This is a genomic window from Ruegeria sp. I1 (genome assembly GCF_056532675.1).
In genome coordinates this window covers 505,977-521,059 of the sequence record NZ_JBQFNM010000002.1, presented here as the reverse complement: position 1 = coordinate 521,059, position 15,083 = coordinate 505,977, and the positions used below count along the sequence as shown (strand labels likewise).

Genomic DNA, 15,083 nt, shown 5'->3' with positions numbered 1-15,083 from the left:
CATCTGGCTACAAATATCCTGGGGGTGAGGCCGCAGGCCGAGGGGGCAAAGCCCCCTAGCCCGCCCGTCGCTCAAAGCGCCCGCCAACCAATATCGCGGCGGTAGAACCCCTCCGGCCAGTCCACACCATCCACCATCGCATAGGCCCGATCCCGCGCTTTGTGCAGCGTTTCCCCGCGTGCAGTGACGTTTAGCACCCGACCGCCAGAAGCCAGCACCTGCCCCTCAACGGCCTTGGTGCCTGCATGAAACACCATGTTGCTGCTGTCTTCGGGCAGGTCATCCAAACCTTTGATGATAGAGCCTCTCTCATACACCCCGGGATAGCCCTGTGCAGCCATGACCACCGTCATTGCATGATCCTCAGCCCAATTTACTCGGGTCTCCTCCAGCCGCCCCTCGGCCGCTGCATGCATCAAATCCATAGCTTGCGCGCCCAGACGCATCATCAGCACCTGACACTCGGGGTCGCCGAACCGCACATTGTATTCCACCAAACGTGGTTGCCCGTCCTTGATCATCAAACCGGCATAAAGCACCCCCTGAAACGGCATCCCGCGTCGCTTCATCTCAGCCATGGTCGGGCGGATGATCTCATCCATCGCACGGGCTTCAACCTCAGCGCTCAGAACCGGGGCGGGTGAATAAGCGCCCATCCCACCCGTGTTCAGCCCGGTATCGCCTTCGCCCACCCGTTTGTGGTCCTGTGCTGTGCCAATCGACAAGATGTTCTCTCCGTCGCACAACACGAAGAGAGAAGCTTCCTCACCCTCCATGAATTCCTCGATCACAACTTCGGCCCCCGCCCCCCCAAAAGCGCCGCCGAACATGTCATCGATCGCCTCTAAAGCGGTTTGCACGTCCATCGCAACGATCACGCCTTTGCCTGCGGCCAACCCGTCGGCCTTGACCACGATGGGCGCGCCCTGCTCTCGGATATAGGCTTTTGCCAGTTCCGCCTCGGTGAACCTTGCATAGGCCGCTGTCGGTGCTGCAGCTGCATCACAGATCTCTTTGGTAAAACTTTTTGAGGCCTCAAGTTGCGCCGCTGCGGCCGAGGGGCCAAAGACCAGTACGCCAGCCTCTCGCAACCGATCAGCAACGCCTGCGGCCAATGGCGCTTCGGGTCCGACGATGACAAAATCAATCGCGTTTTCCTCGGCGAAACTGACCACTGCGCCACCATCCTCGATATCCAGTGCAGCACAATCTGCGATCTGAGCGATCCCGGCATTTCCCGGCGCAACGATCAAGCGGTCGCATTTGGGGTTCTGCATTACCGCCCAGGCCAGGCTGTGCTCGCGCCCGCCGCTGCCGAGAATAAGGATGTTCATGAAAGCTCTCCGATCTGCTTGGCCTTGCCTGCGCGGCGTTCTAAGCTGGGTGGGCATTTGACACAAGGCGCTGAAATGTCTGACCTGCTCGACGAGCCCATTCCTGGCCAAAACACTCCCGAATATTCGGTTTCCGAGCTCTCGGGAGAGGTAAAACGCACGCTCGAAGGGTCGTTTGGCCGAATCCGTGTGCGTGGTGAGGTCGGGCGGGTGTTCAAAGCGCGCTCAGGACACCTCTATTACGACATCAAAGATGATCGGAACGTGCTGGCCTGCACCACGTGGAAAGGTCAGATTTCGGGTCTGTCGGTGGTTCCCGAAGAAGGGCTCGAGGTTGTTGTCACCGGACGTCTCACCGCCTTTGGCGCACAGTCCAAATACAACATGAACGTGGATGAGGTCGCCGTCGCCGGACAAGGTGCTTTGATGGCGCTGCTGGAAAAGCGCAAAAAGCAGTTGGAAGCCGAAGGACTGTTCGCGCCCGAACGCAAGAAGCAACTGCCATATTTGCCTCAGATCATAGGCGTGGTGACGTCACCTTCCGGCGCAGTAATCCGCGATATCCTGCACCGGCTACGGGATCGCTTTCCTCGTAAGGTTCTGATCTGGCCGGTTGCCGTTCAAGGGGCCAATTGCGCGCCTGAAGTGACCCGCGCCATCGAAGGGTTTAACGCGCTCACACCCGGGGGCGCGTTGCCTCGACCTGATCTGATCATCGTTGCGCGCGGCGGCGGGTCGATCGAAGATCTGTGGGGCTTCAATGAGGAAAGCGTTGCGCGTGCTGCTGCCGCCTCGGACATCCCGTTGATCTCGGCTGTAGGTCACGAAACGGATACAACGCTGATCGATTTTGTCTCGGACCGCCGGGCACCCACGCCGACTGCTGCCGCTGAGCTGGCTGTCCCCGTCCGGATGGAGCTGCTGGCTTGGACCAATGAACAGGGTGCACGCCTGTCCCGTGCGGCCAGCGATGCGGTCCAGCGCCGCAGCCAGCGTTTGCGCGATATTGCCCGCGCCCTACCGCGCCCGGATAGTTTGTTGAACACTCCCCGGCAACGGCTTGATCTGATTGCAGAACGACTGACACCCGCTTTGACCAGAGGCGTGCAAAACCGACGCTTGCAACTGGTTGAGATGTCGGCCCATCTGCGCCCCTCAACCTTGCGCAGCGTTGTCGCATCTCGGCAGGAAAGCCTGCGCAACCTGTCTTCGCGCCTATCCGTGCGTCCGATCCAACGCGAGATTGACCAGCAGCGCCAAGCCACCAACAGACTGGCCGAACGACTAGACACCGCTCAAAGCACCCGATTGGATCGCCTGCGCCAACAGCTGGATGCCACAGACCGCCTGCGCGAAACGCTTAGCTACAAAGCCACGCTGGAACGCGGCTATGCCGTTGTGCGGGCCGAGGGCGACGTGATTACCACCAAGTCACAAGCCTCCAAGCACCTGGTGCTGGAAATCGAGTTCACCGATGGTCGCCTGACGACCGGAGGTTCCAGCAAATCGCCCCCCAAAAAGGCTAAGACAGATGCTCCCGCTCAGGGCTCTCTCTTCTAAACCATGCTGACGATTTGGGGGCGCAAAACATCATCGAATGTGCAAGCCCTCATGTGGTGTGTCGGAGAGTTGGGACTGGAGTATCACCGCCATGATGTTGGCCATCACTTTGGCGGTTTGGACACGCAAGCCTTCGGCAAGCTGAACCCAAACCGCACCATCCCCGTCCTGCAGGATGGCACCAACCCACCCTTATGGGAAACAGGGGCCATTCTGCGCTATCTCGCCGACCGCTACGGGCCCGACACGTTTTGGCCCAAAGACCCGGTTCAGCGCGCCGACGTGGACAAATGGGCTGAATGGGCGAAGATCAATGTTGCAATGGGTTTCACGGTCCCGGTGTTCTGGCATGTGGTTCGAACCGCACCTGCCGATAGAGACAAGGTTAACATCAGGAACGCCATTGAACAGCTTGAAACAAAACTAGAAATTTCAGATCGACGTTTGGAGAGCCGCGAATTCCTCACCGGCCCTGACCTGACCCTGGCCGACATCCAGTTCGGCCACATCCTGTACCGATACTACGACATCGAGATTTCGCACGCGCAGTTCCCCAATCTTAAACGCTACTATACTCAACTCACAGCAAGACCCGCGTTCAGACAGCATGTCATGATCAGCTACGAAGACCTAAGGGTGAGCTGAGATCAAACCCCAACCTCTGGCCCAAGGCAGATCATCTCTTCACCCAGATCTTCGGCCTCATACAACTGCGTCGCCTGTGGGTCGCCTTCGAACTGGGCAACCAAACCACCGCCCATTCGCGTGAAAACCCAGCATTGCGGGTCTGACCTGTCTTCGTAGACAAAGCAAATCTGATCTTCGCGCTGATACCACACACCTTCCTTGCAGTTGCCATCAAGAAACGACCAGATCACGCGACGATTGGGCAAATAGCGTTCTACCCCGTAGACCTCGCCGCTATAGCCGTAAAACAGGGTTTTTCCGCGCGTATAGTCATCGAATTCCGCCCCAGATAACGCCGTTTGCGCCCCCACAGGATGGGCCGAAAGCACAAGAAGAATCGCAAAGAACTTCAGCATGGCGCCATAGTGTCAGATACATGCGGTCAAAGCTATGCGTGCTGCACGTTCGCATGCCTCCACGTCACCTGTTGTGCCAATTGCTGATTTCGAACGACAGTAAACCCACGAGAGTGGGAGGAAACCAGAGTGAACAGCCTGATTTGGATCGCAGCCACATGCGCCCTGGCCTATCTGCCCCTGTCCCCACGCCCGGCCAGCACAATACGCACTGCGCTTAAAACTGCCTCTGTCGCCCTATTGGCCCTGTTCGCGGCTCTCAGCGGGTCCGCAACCCTGTTGATCCTTGCTTTGGCCCTTTGCGCTATCGGGGACGCACTACTTTCCCGCGAGTCCGAGACCAGCTTTATGGCCGGTGTTGGCGCATTTGCGGCAGGCCACCTTGCCTATGTCGCTCTCTTCCTGTCTCATCCCAGCAGCGATGCGACACTTATCTTCGACCATCCCGGATATGTCTGGCCCCTCATTTTGCTGGGCATTGTCGCCGCCACCCTCCTTGCCCCCCGCGCCGAAGACCTCAAGGTGCCGGTGCTGGCTTATATCCCCATCATCCTCGGGATGGGCATCACAGTCCTCGCTCTGCCCGATACAGGCGCCCTTCGTTGGGCCATGCCCGCTGCGATGGCCTTCATCGCCTCAGATCTGATCCTCGCAACTGAAAAATTCCTGTTACCTGCCAACCACCCGGCTCTGAAACTCACGCCCTATCTGATCTGGCCGCTCTATTGGGGCGCACAAGCCGGGTTCCTGATCGCCTTTACCTGACCCTTTGCAACTGCCTTAAATCCGCATTAGGTGAAAGGATCACCTGCGGAGACCAAAATGGCGTTTTTTTCAAAGCTCAAGGACAAGCTGTTCAAATCCTCCTCGCGCCTCGAAGAGGGGTTGGATGCGATTGTCGAGGATGGCGGCGAGGAAACCGCACCCGACCCGGTGATCCCGCAGCCCGAGCCCGAAACGCAACCCGTTCCAGAGGTACCCAGCCCGGCCCCCAACCCCGTGCCATCCGAGCCTCCTGCTCCTACACCTGCAGACCCCACGCCTGAACCAACGCCGCCGGAGGTGCCGGAGTCAAAAGGCCTGCTGGGCCGATTGTTCAGCCGCGGCGATGCCCAAACCGTAGTCCGCCGCACGCTGGATGACGACATGCTGGAACAGCTTGAAGAGCTGCTGATCGCCTCGGATATGGGCGTCGACACCGCCCTGCGCGTAACCGCAAACATGGCCGAGGGTCGCTTTGGCCGCAAACTCTCGACGAGCGAAATCAAACAATTGCTGGCACAGGAAGTCGCCCGCGTCATGGAGCCTGTGGCCCGCCCATTACCGATTTATGCCAAACGCCCGCAGGTGGTTCTGGTCGTCGGCGTTAACGGCTCGGGCAAAACAACGACCATCGGTAAGCTCGCCAGCCAGTTCAAAGCCGCAGGCAAGCGGGTTGTCATCGCCGCCGGCGACACCTTCCGCGCCGCCGCCGTTGAACAACTCCAGGTCTGGGGCGAGCGCGCCGGTGTCCCGGTTTTAACCGCGCCAGAAGGTTCGGACCCCGCAAGCCTCGCCTTCGATGCCCTCTCCAAAGCCCAGGAAGATGGCGCCGATCTGTTGATGATCGACACGGCAGGCCGCCTTCAAAACCGAGCAGATCTGATGGAGGAACTGGCCAAGATCGTCCGCGTTATTCGCAAGGTCGACGACACGGCCCCGCACAACACCCTGCTTGTGCTTGACGCTACCACGGGTCAGAACGCGCTCAGCCAGGTGGAAACCTTCCGCAATCTCGCCGATGTGTCAGGCCTTGTGATGACCAAACTTGACGGCACCGCCAAGGGCGGCGTTCTGGTGGCGCTTGCGGACAAGTTTGGCCTGCCGATCCACGCCATCGGCGTCGGCGAACAAATTGATGACCTCGCCCCCTTCGACCCCGAAGAATTCGCCGCCGCCCTGACGGGCCTGGACCAAAGCTGATCCAAACCTTCATCTGGCCATAAATATCCTCGGGGGTCTGGGGGCAGACAGCCCCCAGCCTCTCCCTCCAGCGAAAAGATCTGATACTTGAGCGACTGGCTGATCTCACTTGAAGGCACCGAAGCGGGCCACCAGCTTGCCCTTGGACTGGCTCTCATGGCCGCCTTTTTGCACGCGGTCTTCGGGGCACTTCAGAAAGGCCGCCACGATCCTTGGCTTTCGCGCGGAGCGATCGACGCCTGCTATTGCCTAATGGCCACCCCTTTTGCGTTCTTCGTCGTGCCATGGCCCGAACCCTATATGTGGCCGATCTTTGCCGTCGTCTGGCTGATCCACATCGCCTACAAAACACTACAGGCGATGGCCTATACCAAAGGATCTTACACGGTCGTCTACCCCGTCGTGCGCGGTACCGGCCCGCTGTTTACAGTGATCGGCGCCTATCTGTTGTTCGGAGAAACCTTCAAAGGCACTCAGTGGTTTGGTGTTGCGGTCCTGCTGGCCGGGATATTCGGCCTTGCCCTCTACAACCTGCGCTTTCTGGAAACCAACCGGGAAACGCTTGGGATCGCGCTGGCGCTGGCGGTTACAACCGGCCTCTTCGTGGCGCTCTACACCACCTATGATGCCTATGGCATCCGTGCCACCGCCGATCCGTTCACCTTTCTGGCGTGGTTTTTCATGATCGATGGCGCGGCCATGCCGATCTACGCCTTCCTCAGATGGCGCGCCATGATCAACCCTCCTGCCATTGGCCCCCTTATGCTGCGTGGGCTTGCAGGCGGTATCATCGCGCCCATGTCCTTCGGGGCGATCATGCTGGCCACACGGCTCGACAAAGTGGGCGAAGCCGCCGTTCTGCGCGAGACCTCAACAGTCTTTGCAGCCTTGATCGGTTGGCTTGTTCTGAAAGAAACTGTCGGCCCCAGACGCATTGCGTTGATGGCATTGATTGCATTGGGCGCCGTAATCGTTGAAATGGGCGGGTAAGCAGCAGGAAGATACGATGACAGGCAAAAAAGACATCAACCCGTTTCTGAAACAGGTGCTGGAGCTTGGCCCGCCACTGGCCTTTTTCTTCATTTACCTGCGCCTGCGCGATGACAGCTTCCTGATCGGCGGTACAGAATATTCCGGCTTTATCGTCGCGACGATCATTTTTGTGCCCCTGATGCTGGCCGCAATGGGCATCCTGTGGTTTCTGACCGGTAAACTCAGCAGATTGCAGATTTTCACCGCCTTCATGGTGATCTTCTTCGGTGGCCTGACCGCCTGGTTCAATGACGAGCGGTTCTTTAAGATGAAAACCACGCTGGTTTACGGCGTCTTCTCGACCATCCTTGGGATCGGTCTGCTTCAGGGAAAATCCTATCTGGCATACGTGCTGGATGAGATGCTGCCCATGAAACACGAAGGCTGGATGATACTAACCCGTCGGCTCTGTGCCTGTTTTGCCGTTCTGGCCATCGCCAATGAACTCGTCTGGCGTACCATGTCCACGGACTTGTGGGTGAAGATCGAAACCTTTGCCTTCCCGATTGCCTTGATGGCGTTTCTGATGCTGCAATTCAGCCTACTGCAAAACTATATGGAAGATCCGGATCAGCAATAAGCGCCAGCGCTGCGTTGATGCACCACCATCACACCGCCCAAGTGATCCGCTCGCTGCAAAAGAACTTGGCTTAAGCCCGAAGCTATGAAAGGTTAAAGCACCACTCATCACCTAAATCCGGAGTTCACCGCCCGTATGACGGCCTTTCCTTCTAGTGGCTTTCTATCCGAAGCCTCTGACGAGCTTCGAGAGATGCTCTCTGATCTTGCCTCTGAACTGACTCTTGAACAGGGCGAAACCCTGTTTGAACAGGGTGACGAGGGCGACGCGCTTTACGCGATACTCTCAGGCACGCTCGAAGTGTCGTTTTTGGCCATGAGCGGGCGAAAGCTGACGCTGACTCTGATGCGCCCCGGCGAAGTGTTTGGCGAGATTGCTTTGTTTGACAGTGGCCCGCGCACCGCCACGGTCACCGCAGCCGAACCGTCGCGTGTTCTGCGCGTGCGCCGCCGTGATGCGATGGACCAAATCCGCCAGCATCCCGATCTGGCCGTTGATATGGTGCGTTTGGCCGGTTTACGCATGCGCTGGATGGATTCCCAGCTGAACGAGCAGGTCTTTCTGCCCATGCCGATCCGCCTGGCCCGCAAATTGCTTCATCTGTCCAATCTTCAGGACGACCCATCGGCACGAATCACGCTATCGCAAAGCGAATTGGCCGAATTTGTCGGCGCCACGCGCGAGGCGGTGTCAAAAACCATCTCAACCTGGAAGCGCGACAACGTGGTCGAAGCCTCGCGCGGAGGTTTGCTGATTCAGGATTTCGAAGCCCTGCGTGAATTAGCCGAATCCGACCTGATCTGACGATTTCGTCGTTTGGTGTGATCTGGTTCACAGAAGAACAGGCCGAACCTAACCTAAGGTGAGCTTGTTACCGTAGGAGGTCAGAGAATCATCCCCGATATCTGTCCACTGATCTCTCCCTGTATCTGAGCCATATGTCATCCCGACATATGGCTCATTTTCTTTGCAAACTCGGGCCTTGCTCGCGCGTATCAGTACCTGCGATGCACGTGTTTACCACGAACAACCATTCGGTTCTTTTGCTTTTCCCGCAGGAAGACAAACAGACCCGAACCGAGGATCAAGAGTATTCCAAAAACAACCGGCAAACCCGGTAGCTCGCCCCAGATCACCCAGCCCCAAAAAATCGCCAGCGGCAGGCCCACATATTCGAAAGGGGCCACGGTGGCCGCGTCCGCGATGCGATAGGCCTGCCCAAGGCAATACCCGATAAGAGCTGCGTTCAACCCCAAACCTGCGAACAACCAGAGGTCATGACCTTCAGGCCAGACCCAGGCACGGAATAGGAACAGTAAGCTTTCATTCTCGACACCCTCAGTAAATCGTCCATCTCCGGCGACGAGCCAGAAGATAATGCTGACAAAAATAAAGGCAGATTGAATATAGACCGCCATGGCAGACGCCTTGGATTTGGCGCCCAGATATCGCGTCATGACGTTGTTCAGCGCATAGGTGAATGCGGCTGCAATGGGCAGGACATAAACCCACAGGCTAATCGTGCGCTCTGCTCCGCTTTCCCAGGGACGTGTCATGATGATCACGCCTGCAAACCCGACCAGAACCGCGCCAATGCGCATCGGTCCGACCTTTTCGCCCAGGATCGGGATGCTGAGCAAGGTGATCATCAAAGGGGCCACGAAAAACACAGCCGTCGCTTCGGCCAGAGGCATAACCGCAAGCGCGGTGAAAAATGTCAGGTTTGCAATCACCAGAAACGTCGCCCGCAGAACATGCAGGCCCGGCTGATCGGTTTTCAGGATACTCCATCCCCCCTCCAACTGAACCAGAGCAAGGCTAAAGCCGATCCCAATCAGAGAACGGGTGAATACCATTTGGTGCAAAGGATACCCGCCCGACAGAAACTTGATCAGCATGTCATTGAGAGAAATCCCCAGCATTCCGATCAGGATAAAGACGATAGCCAATGTAGGGTTTTGTAAAATCTTGTTTTCTGACACAATATTCCCTTTCATCCGGCCCCTAACACGGGTTTCGGATCAGGTCCGCTCTGTTTGCGACATGATGTTAGACATTGATTACAGCCCCGGTTCAGAAAGATTGACCACCGCTTAGCAGACAAAAAAAGAGGCTCCGGATCGGAGCCTCTTAGATCAGTGCTTGGAAGTTCAAAACCGGTGCTATTCTTCCAGGCTGAGCGCTACAAACCGTGGGTCACCGCCACGACGCACCAGCAACAGCAGAGACTTGCGCCCAGCCACTGTTGCCTCTTCCATCCGGTCTTCCAGGTCTTCGATTGTGGCAACCTTCTGTTGGCCCGCTTCGGTGATCAAATCACCAGCACGCAGGCCCTTGGCATAGGCTTCCGAAGCCTGATCCACATCCGAAACCACCAGCCCTTCGGCATCCGCGTCCAGACCAAGTTCTTCGCGCAGCGTGTCGGTGAGCGGTGAAATAGTCAGACCCAGAATATCCGTGTTTTCATCAGCAGGCGTGTCTTCAGCTTCTTCTTCGCCATTCTCGGCGCGCTCCGCATCCTCACGGCGGCCCAGCGTGACCAAGACGGTCTGGGTGCTACCATCCCGGCTGACCACGACGCGGACGGCTTTGCCGACCGTTGTTTCACCGACCTGACGGACAAGGCCGCGCGTATCCTCGACATCGACGCCGTCAAAGCTGAGAATGACGTCACCCGCCAGCAGGCCAGCCTCTTTCGCAGGACCTTCGGGCACATCGCTGATCAGCGCACCACCGGGTTTTTCAAGGCCCATGGCTTCGGCCATGTCTTCGGTCACATCCTGAATACGGACACCCAGCCAGCCTCGGCGGGTTTCCCCGAACTCGCGCAGCTGATCGACAACTTTGACCACCACATTGGAAGCCATCGAAAAGCCAATCCCGATGGACCCACCATTGGGCGAAAGAATCGCGGTATTCACGCCTATCACCTGGCCATCCATGTTGAACAGCGGACCGCCCGAGTTGCCTCGGTTGATCGCCGCATCGGTCTGGATGTAGTCATCATAAGATCCGCTCAGCGCGCGATTGCGGGCAGATACGATCCCGGCCGAGACCGAGAATCCCTGGCCCAACGGATTGCCCATGGCAATCACCCAATCCCCAACCCGCGCAATATCGCTGTCACCGAATTGGACGTATTTCAACGGGCCAGAAGCTTCGACCTTGAGCAGAGCAATGTCGGTCTTTTCATCGGTGCCAATCACTTTGGCGGGCAGCTCTTTCTTGGGCTGACCATCGCCCGGGAAGAATTCCACCAGTATTTCATCCGCTTCGGCAATGACGTGATTGTTGGTGACGATGAATCCATCTTCCGAGATCACAAACCCCGAGCCAAGGGCATTGCTACGGCGAGGGACGTTTTCGCCATTGTCGCCGCGATCCTGGAACTCGCGAAAGAAGTCTTCGAACGGGGACCCTTCGGGAACAATGCCTTGCGGGCCGGTTTGACCTTCGATCAGGGTCGATGTGGTGATGTTCACCACAGCCGGGCTGATCTGTTCCGCCAGCGGTGCCAAGCTTTCGCCACGCGCATATGCCGCCACTGTCTGCGCAACGATCAGAACCATTCCCGCAAATGCCAGCCACATCAGCCGCATGAAACTAAACCCTTCGTCCTGACGGACGGACATACTGCGTGCTTGTACCTGCACTTGGGAACTCCTTGTCGTCACTATCTGCGGACCGCCCTTGGGCCGCCCTCTTGGCAACCAATGTAGTCGGTTTGCTGCAACCCGCAACTCAGGATCGCGGGGAAATCACCGCCACGTGAAGCCCTGAAGTCAAAACCCGACCTGATAGGCACCCCAAATCAGGACCAGCCCACTGACCACACAGAGCAATCCGGATAACCGTCGCGCCTGTTCTGGAAGGGACCGGAGTGCCTCTAGCATCCGTTCAATAAGCGAAGGGGCCAGCGCATAGGCCAGCCCCTCAACGATCAGCACCAGCCCAAGGGCCAGAAGGATCATCCCCATTACTCAGACGCCGGAGCAGCCGGTGCCGGACGCCCGGTGGGCGACGACAGGTAGTTGAAGAACTCGGAATCCGGGCTCAGGATCAACGAGCTGTTGCTGCCCTGCAAGGCGTTCTCGTAGGCGGTCAGAGAGCGGTAGAATTCAAAGAACTCTGGGTCCGCACCATACGCTTCGGCAAAGATCGCGTTGCGTTCGGCATCAGCTTCACCGCGAATGATCTCGGCCTCACGATTGGCGTCCGAAACCAATTCGACCACAGTCCGGTCGGCCTGCGCACGAACTCGCTGCGCCGCTTCGTTACCGCGTGCACGTTCGTCGGTGGCTTCACGTTCCCGCTCGGCCTTCATCCGGTCAAATGTGGCCTCAAGGTTGGCCTGCGGCAGATCGGTGGCTTTCAAGCGGACGTCGATCACGCTGACACCCAACGCCTGCGCTTCGGCAATCGCGCTGTTGCGGATACGCAGCATCAGTGCCGCACGATCCGAACTCAGGATATCACGCGACGAAACCGAACCCAGCACTTCGCGGGTTTCGGCCCGCAGGATGCGATCCAGACGATCCTCGGCCACGGGGATACCACCGACACCAACGGCCTGACGGAACTGCTCCAGATCCGAAATCCGGTAGCGCGCGAAAGCGTCGACAACAAGACGACGGTCATCCAGAGGTGTCACTTCAAGCGGTTGCACGTCGATCGAAAGGATGCGGTTGTCGTAACGCACGACTTCTTGAATAAGGGGGATTTTGAACGCAAGGCCCGGTTCTTCTTTCACCGTAACAACGCGGCCGAATTGCAGAACCAGCGCCCGTTCACGCTCGTCCACGATAAAAATCGATGACAAACCGGCAACGGCCAGAATAGCAACGATGATCAGGATTATAGGTGACTTACGCATCAGTTGCTCTCCCCTGCAGGGCTGCGACGCAGTTCGTTCAGCGGCAGATAAGGCACAACGCCCTGCCCTGAGCCGGTCGAGTTCTCGTCAAGGATGATCTTGTCAACATCGCCCAGTACCTGCTCCATACGTTCCAGATACAGACGTTTTCGTGTCACATCAGGGGCTTTGCTATATTCTTCCAAAACCGCGCTGAAACGGCTGGCTTCACCCTGCGCGCTGTTGATCTGCTGGGCGCGATAGCCTTCGGCCTCTTCCAGAACCTGCGCGGCTTCACCACGCGCCTCAGCGAGAACCCGGTTGGCATAAGCGTCAGCGACGTTTTGCAGACGGTCACGCTCCTGCGCGGCGGCCTGAACATCGCGGAAGGCTGCGATAACGTCCTGCGGCGGGTCGGCCTTGTCGAAGTTCACACGGACGATGTTCACACCGGAATCATAGCTGTCCATCGTTGACTGAATCAACTCCTGCAGGCGGTCGGCAATGACACCACGATCCCGGTTCAGAATCGGTGCCAGCTCGCTTTGTGCAATGATCTCACGCATCGCCGATTCCGAAACGGCGCGAATCGTTTGGCGTGGGTCGCGCAGGTTAAAGAGATACTTGGCAGGGTCACTGATGTTCCACACGACCTGATAGTCAATATCGACGACATTTTCATCGCCTGTCAGCATCAGGCCATCGTCGCTGCCACGAGCACCACCCATGTCTTCGTTCTGTTCGCGTGTGACCGGAATGACTTCGGCGGTCACAAGCGGCCAAGGTGCAAAGTTCAGACCCGGATTCCCGACAGCGGAAAACTCACCCAAAAACAGCTCTACAGACTGTTCTTCGGGTTTCACGGTGTAAAAACTGGCAGCCGCCCAAAGGCCAACGGCAACCAATGCACCAATCGCCACAGTCCCTTTGGTAAACAACGGGCCACCGCCACCGCCGCCTGAACCATTGGAGCCACGGCCACCGCCGCCACGACCGCCCATCAGAACGCGCAGCTGCTCCTGGCCTTTTTTCATCAGCTCATCGATCTCGGGGATCTGCGGGCCGTCGCCTTCGGGTGGTTTTCGACCATCCCCGTTATTTCCCCGATTTCCTCCACCACCTGAGGAGCCTCCGCCCCCCCAGGGGCCACCGCTGTTGCCCGCCATATGTCTCAATTCCTTTATCTTGGCCCGTGTGATCACGGAGTCCCTTGTAACTTGTGTGCGCGCAGTTGCAAATCAAGCCGTGCGTACAGGTTGCCGCATTGTCACCAATTCCTCGGCCATCACCGGATGAACGGCAACCGTGCGGTCAAAATCTTCCTTGGTGGCGCCCATTTTCACGGCGATCCCAGCCAACTGAATCATCTCACCCGCGCCGGGGGCTACGATATGACAACCCAGCACCTTGCGCGTTGCCTGGCTGACGATCAGCTTCATCAGAACCCGCTGCGTGCCACCAGCGAAGGCCTTCTGCATGGGTTTGAACGAGGTGGCATAGACCTCAATTGGTTCCTGAGCCGACGCTTCTTCTTCGCTCAGACCGACCGTTCCGAATTCAGGCTGCGTAAAGATCGCAGTGGGAATAAGGTCGTGATCCACCGGTGTCGGGTTACCCTTGAACACGGTTTCAACAAAGGCCATGCCCTCGCGAATGGCTACCGGGGTCAGGTTCACCCGGTCGGTCACGTCGCCAATCGCGTAAATCGAGGGCACACCGGTCTGGCTGTATTCATCCACGATGATCTCACCTTTGCGGCCGCGCTCGACACCTACGGCTTCCAAACCCAGATTGTCCGCGTTCGGCGCACGACCGGTGGCGTACATCACGACGTCAAACTGATCCTCAGTGCCATCCGTAGCCTTGACGCGGATTTTGTCGCCCTCTTTCGTCATCTCCAGCACATTGGTGCCCAGACGCACGTCGATGCCGTTCTGGCGCATCTCTTCACAAATCAACCCGCGCGCTTCTTCGTCGAACCCGCGCAGGATTTGCGCGCCGCGATAGAACTGCGTGGTCTTGACCCCAAAACCGTTCATGATCCCGGCGAACTCACTGGCGATGTAGCCGCCACCGACGATCAGAATGCTTTCGGGTAGTTTCGGCAGATGAAAAATCTCGTTCGACGTGATCGCCAGTTCCGAGCCCGGGAAGTCCGGCACTACCGGACGACCGCCTGTTGCAATCAGAATGTGCTTTGCGGTTTTGCGGGTCCCATCGGCCAGCTCAACCGTGTGCGCGTCGACCACATGCGCGCGCTGATCAAAGCTTTCGACGCCGTTGTTCTTGAGGATGTTGCGGTAGATGCCTTCCAGTCGATCCAGTTCGGTAACCAGCTTGCTATGGAAGGTGTTCCATTCGAAGGCACCCGGCTGAATGTCCCAGCCATAAGCCTGCGCATCCCCGACCATGCCCGAATATTCGCTGGCAAAGACCATCAGCTTTTTCGGCACACAGCCGCGGATCACGCAGGTGCCGCCATAGCGATCCTCTTCGGCCAGCGCCACCTTGGCGCCGGTTTCTCCTGCTGCCACGCGCGCCGCGCGCACCCCGCCAGAGCCGCCTCCGATGACAAACAGATCATAGTCAAAGCTCATGCCGGGTTCCTTCGTTCGGTCTAAAAAAGTCTTTGGATATCTGGGCGCAAAAAGTCAGCTGCCAACCCCTTGCCGCGCAAATCTCGGTTTTTTCATTCATAGGGCCAAGTTTCGTAAGGGTTC

General features: G+C 57.9%; 15 protein-coding genes. 7 read left to right on the top strand and 8 right to left on the bottom strand.

Annotated features, from left to right (window positions below; genetic code table 11):
- Positions 1-71: 71 nt before the first annotated feature.
- Entirely contained in the window at positions 72-1,334 is a 1,263-nt protein-coding gene (purD, locus tag ACR0DH_RS06445) for a phosphoribosylamine--glycine ligase (RefSeq protein WP_480547872.1), read from the bottom strand.
- Positions 1,335-1,409: 75 nt separating this feature from the next.
- On the opposite strand from purD, the gene xseA reads away from it, so the two are divergent.
- Together xseA and ACR0DH_RS06435 are read left to right on the top strand one after the other, a co-directional pair.
- Positions 1,410-2,894, top strand: coding sequence for an exodeoxyribonuclease VII large subunit (xseA, locus tag ACR0DH_RS06440; protein WP_480547871.1), 1,485 nt, complete (start codon positions 1,410-1,412; stop codon positions 2,892-2,894).
- Between the two features lie 3 nt (positions 2,895-2,897).
- Positions 2,898-3,539: a glutathione S-transferase family protein gene (locus ACR0DH_RS06435; RefSeq protein WP_480547870.1), complete on the top strand. Its 642-nt coding sequence runs from the start codon at positions 2,898-2,900 to the stop codon at positions 3,537-3,539.
- A 2-nt stretch (positions 3,540-3,541) separates the two neighbouring features.
- Here the strand turns inward: ACR0DH_RS06435 and ACR0DH_RS06430 are convergent, their stop codons facing one another.
- Positions 3,542-3,937: a hypothetical protein gene (locus ACR0DH_RS06430; RefSeq protein WP_480547869.1), complete on the bottom strand. Its 396-nt coding sequence runs from the start codon at positions 3,935-3,937 to the stop codon at positions 3,542-3,544.
- Between the two features lie 129 nt (positions 3,938-4,066).
- Between ACR0DH_RS06430 and ACR0DH_RS06425 the strand changes: the two genes are divergently transcribed.
- The 5 genes from ACR0DH_RS06425 (at position 4,067) to ACR0DH_RS06405 (ending at position 8,315) form a co-directional block, all read left to right on the top strand.
- Positions 4,067-4,702 carry a lysoplasmalogenase gene (locus ACR0DH_RS06425; RefSeq protein WP_480547868.1) on the top strand — a complete coding sequence of 212 codons (636 nt, stop codon included), beginning with the start codon at positions 4,067-4,069 and terminating at the stop codon, positions 4,700-4,702.
- Positions 4,703-4,759: 57 nt separating this feature from the next.
- Positions 4,760-5,899 (top strand): signal recognition particle-docking protein FtsY, encoded by a 1,140-nt coding sequence (gene ftsY / locus ACR0DH_RS06420; protein WP_480547867.1) that lies wholly within the window; start codon positions 4,760-4,762, stop codon positions 5,897-5,899.
- A gap of 87 nt (positions 5,900-5,986) precedes the next feature.
- On the top strand, positions 5,987-6,889 hold the full coding sequence (locus tag ACR0DH_RS06415) for an EamA family transporter (RefSeq protein ID WP_480547866.1): 903 nt from the start codon (positions 5,987-5,989) through the stop codon (positions 6,887-6,889).
- A gap of 16 nt (positions 6,890-6,905) precedes the next feature.
- The gene (locus ACR0DH_RS06410; RefSeq protein ID WP_480541046.1) at positions 6,906-7,511 is read left to right on the top strand and encodes an inner membrane-spanning protein YciB; all 606 of its coding nucleotides are present in this window, start codon (positions 6,906-6,908) and stop codon (positions 7,509-7,511) included.
- A 135-nt stretch (positions 7,512-7,646) separates the two neighbouring features.
- The gene (locus ACR0DH_RS06405) at positions 7,647-8,315 is read left to right on the top strand and encodes a Crp/Fnr family transcriptional regulator (RefSeq protein WP_480541044.1); all 669 of its coding nucleotides are present in this window, start codon (positions 7,647-7,649) and stop codon (positions 8,313-8,315) included.
- A gap of 191 nt (positions 8,316-8,506) precedes the next feature.
- Here the strand turns inward: ACR0DH_RS06405 and ACR0DH_RS06400 are convergent, their stop codons facing one another.
- The 6 genes from ACR0DH_RS06400 to gor form a co-directional block, all read right to left on the bottom strand.
- Complete coding sequence (locus tag ACR0DH_RS06400; RefSeq protein ID WP_480547865.1) at positions 8,507-9,508, bottom strand: DMT family transporter; 1,002 nt, start codon at positions 9,506-9,508, stop codon at positions 8,507-8,509.
- 165 nt (positions 9,509-9,673) lie between these two features.
- On the bottom strand, positions 9,674-11,143 hold the full coding sequence (locus ACR0DH_RS06395) for a Do family serine endopeptidase (protein WP_480547919.1): 1,470 nt from the start codon (positions 11,141-11,143) through the stop codon (positions 9,674-9,676).
- 150 nt (positions 11,144-11,293) lie between these two features.
- On the bottom strand, positions 11,294-11,488 hold the full coding sequence (locus ACR0DH_RS06390) for a DUF2065 domain-containing protein (RefSeq protein WP_480547864.1): 195 nt from the start codon (positions 11,486-11,488) through the stop codon (positions 11,294-11,296).
- The gene (gene hflC, locus ACR0DH_RS06385) at positions 11,488-12,384 is read right to left on the bottom strand and encodes a protease modulator HflC (protein WP_480547863.1); all 897 of its coding nucleotides are present in this window, start codon (positions 12,382-12,384) and stop codon (positions 11,488-11,490) included. Before hflC ends, ACR0DH_RS06390 begins: the two co-directional genes overlap by 1 nt.
- On the bottom strand, positions 12,384-13,529 hold the full coding sequence (gene hflK, locus ACR0DH_RS06380) for an FtsH protease activity modulator HflK (protein WP_480547862.1): 1,146 nt from the start codon (positions 13,527-13,529) through the stop codon (positions 12,384-12,386). Before hflK ends, hflC begins: the two co-directional genes overlap by 1 nt.
- Before the next feature lie 72 nt (positions 13,530-13,601).
- Positions 13,602-14,960, bottom strand: coding sequence for a glutathione-disulfide reductase (gene gor / locus ACR0DH_RS06375; RefSeq protein WP_480547861.1), 1,359 nt, complete (start codon positions 14,958-14,960; stop codon positions 13,602-13,604).
- Between the last annotated feature and the right edge of the window lie 123 nt (positions 14,961-15,083).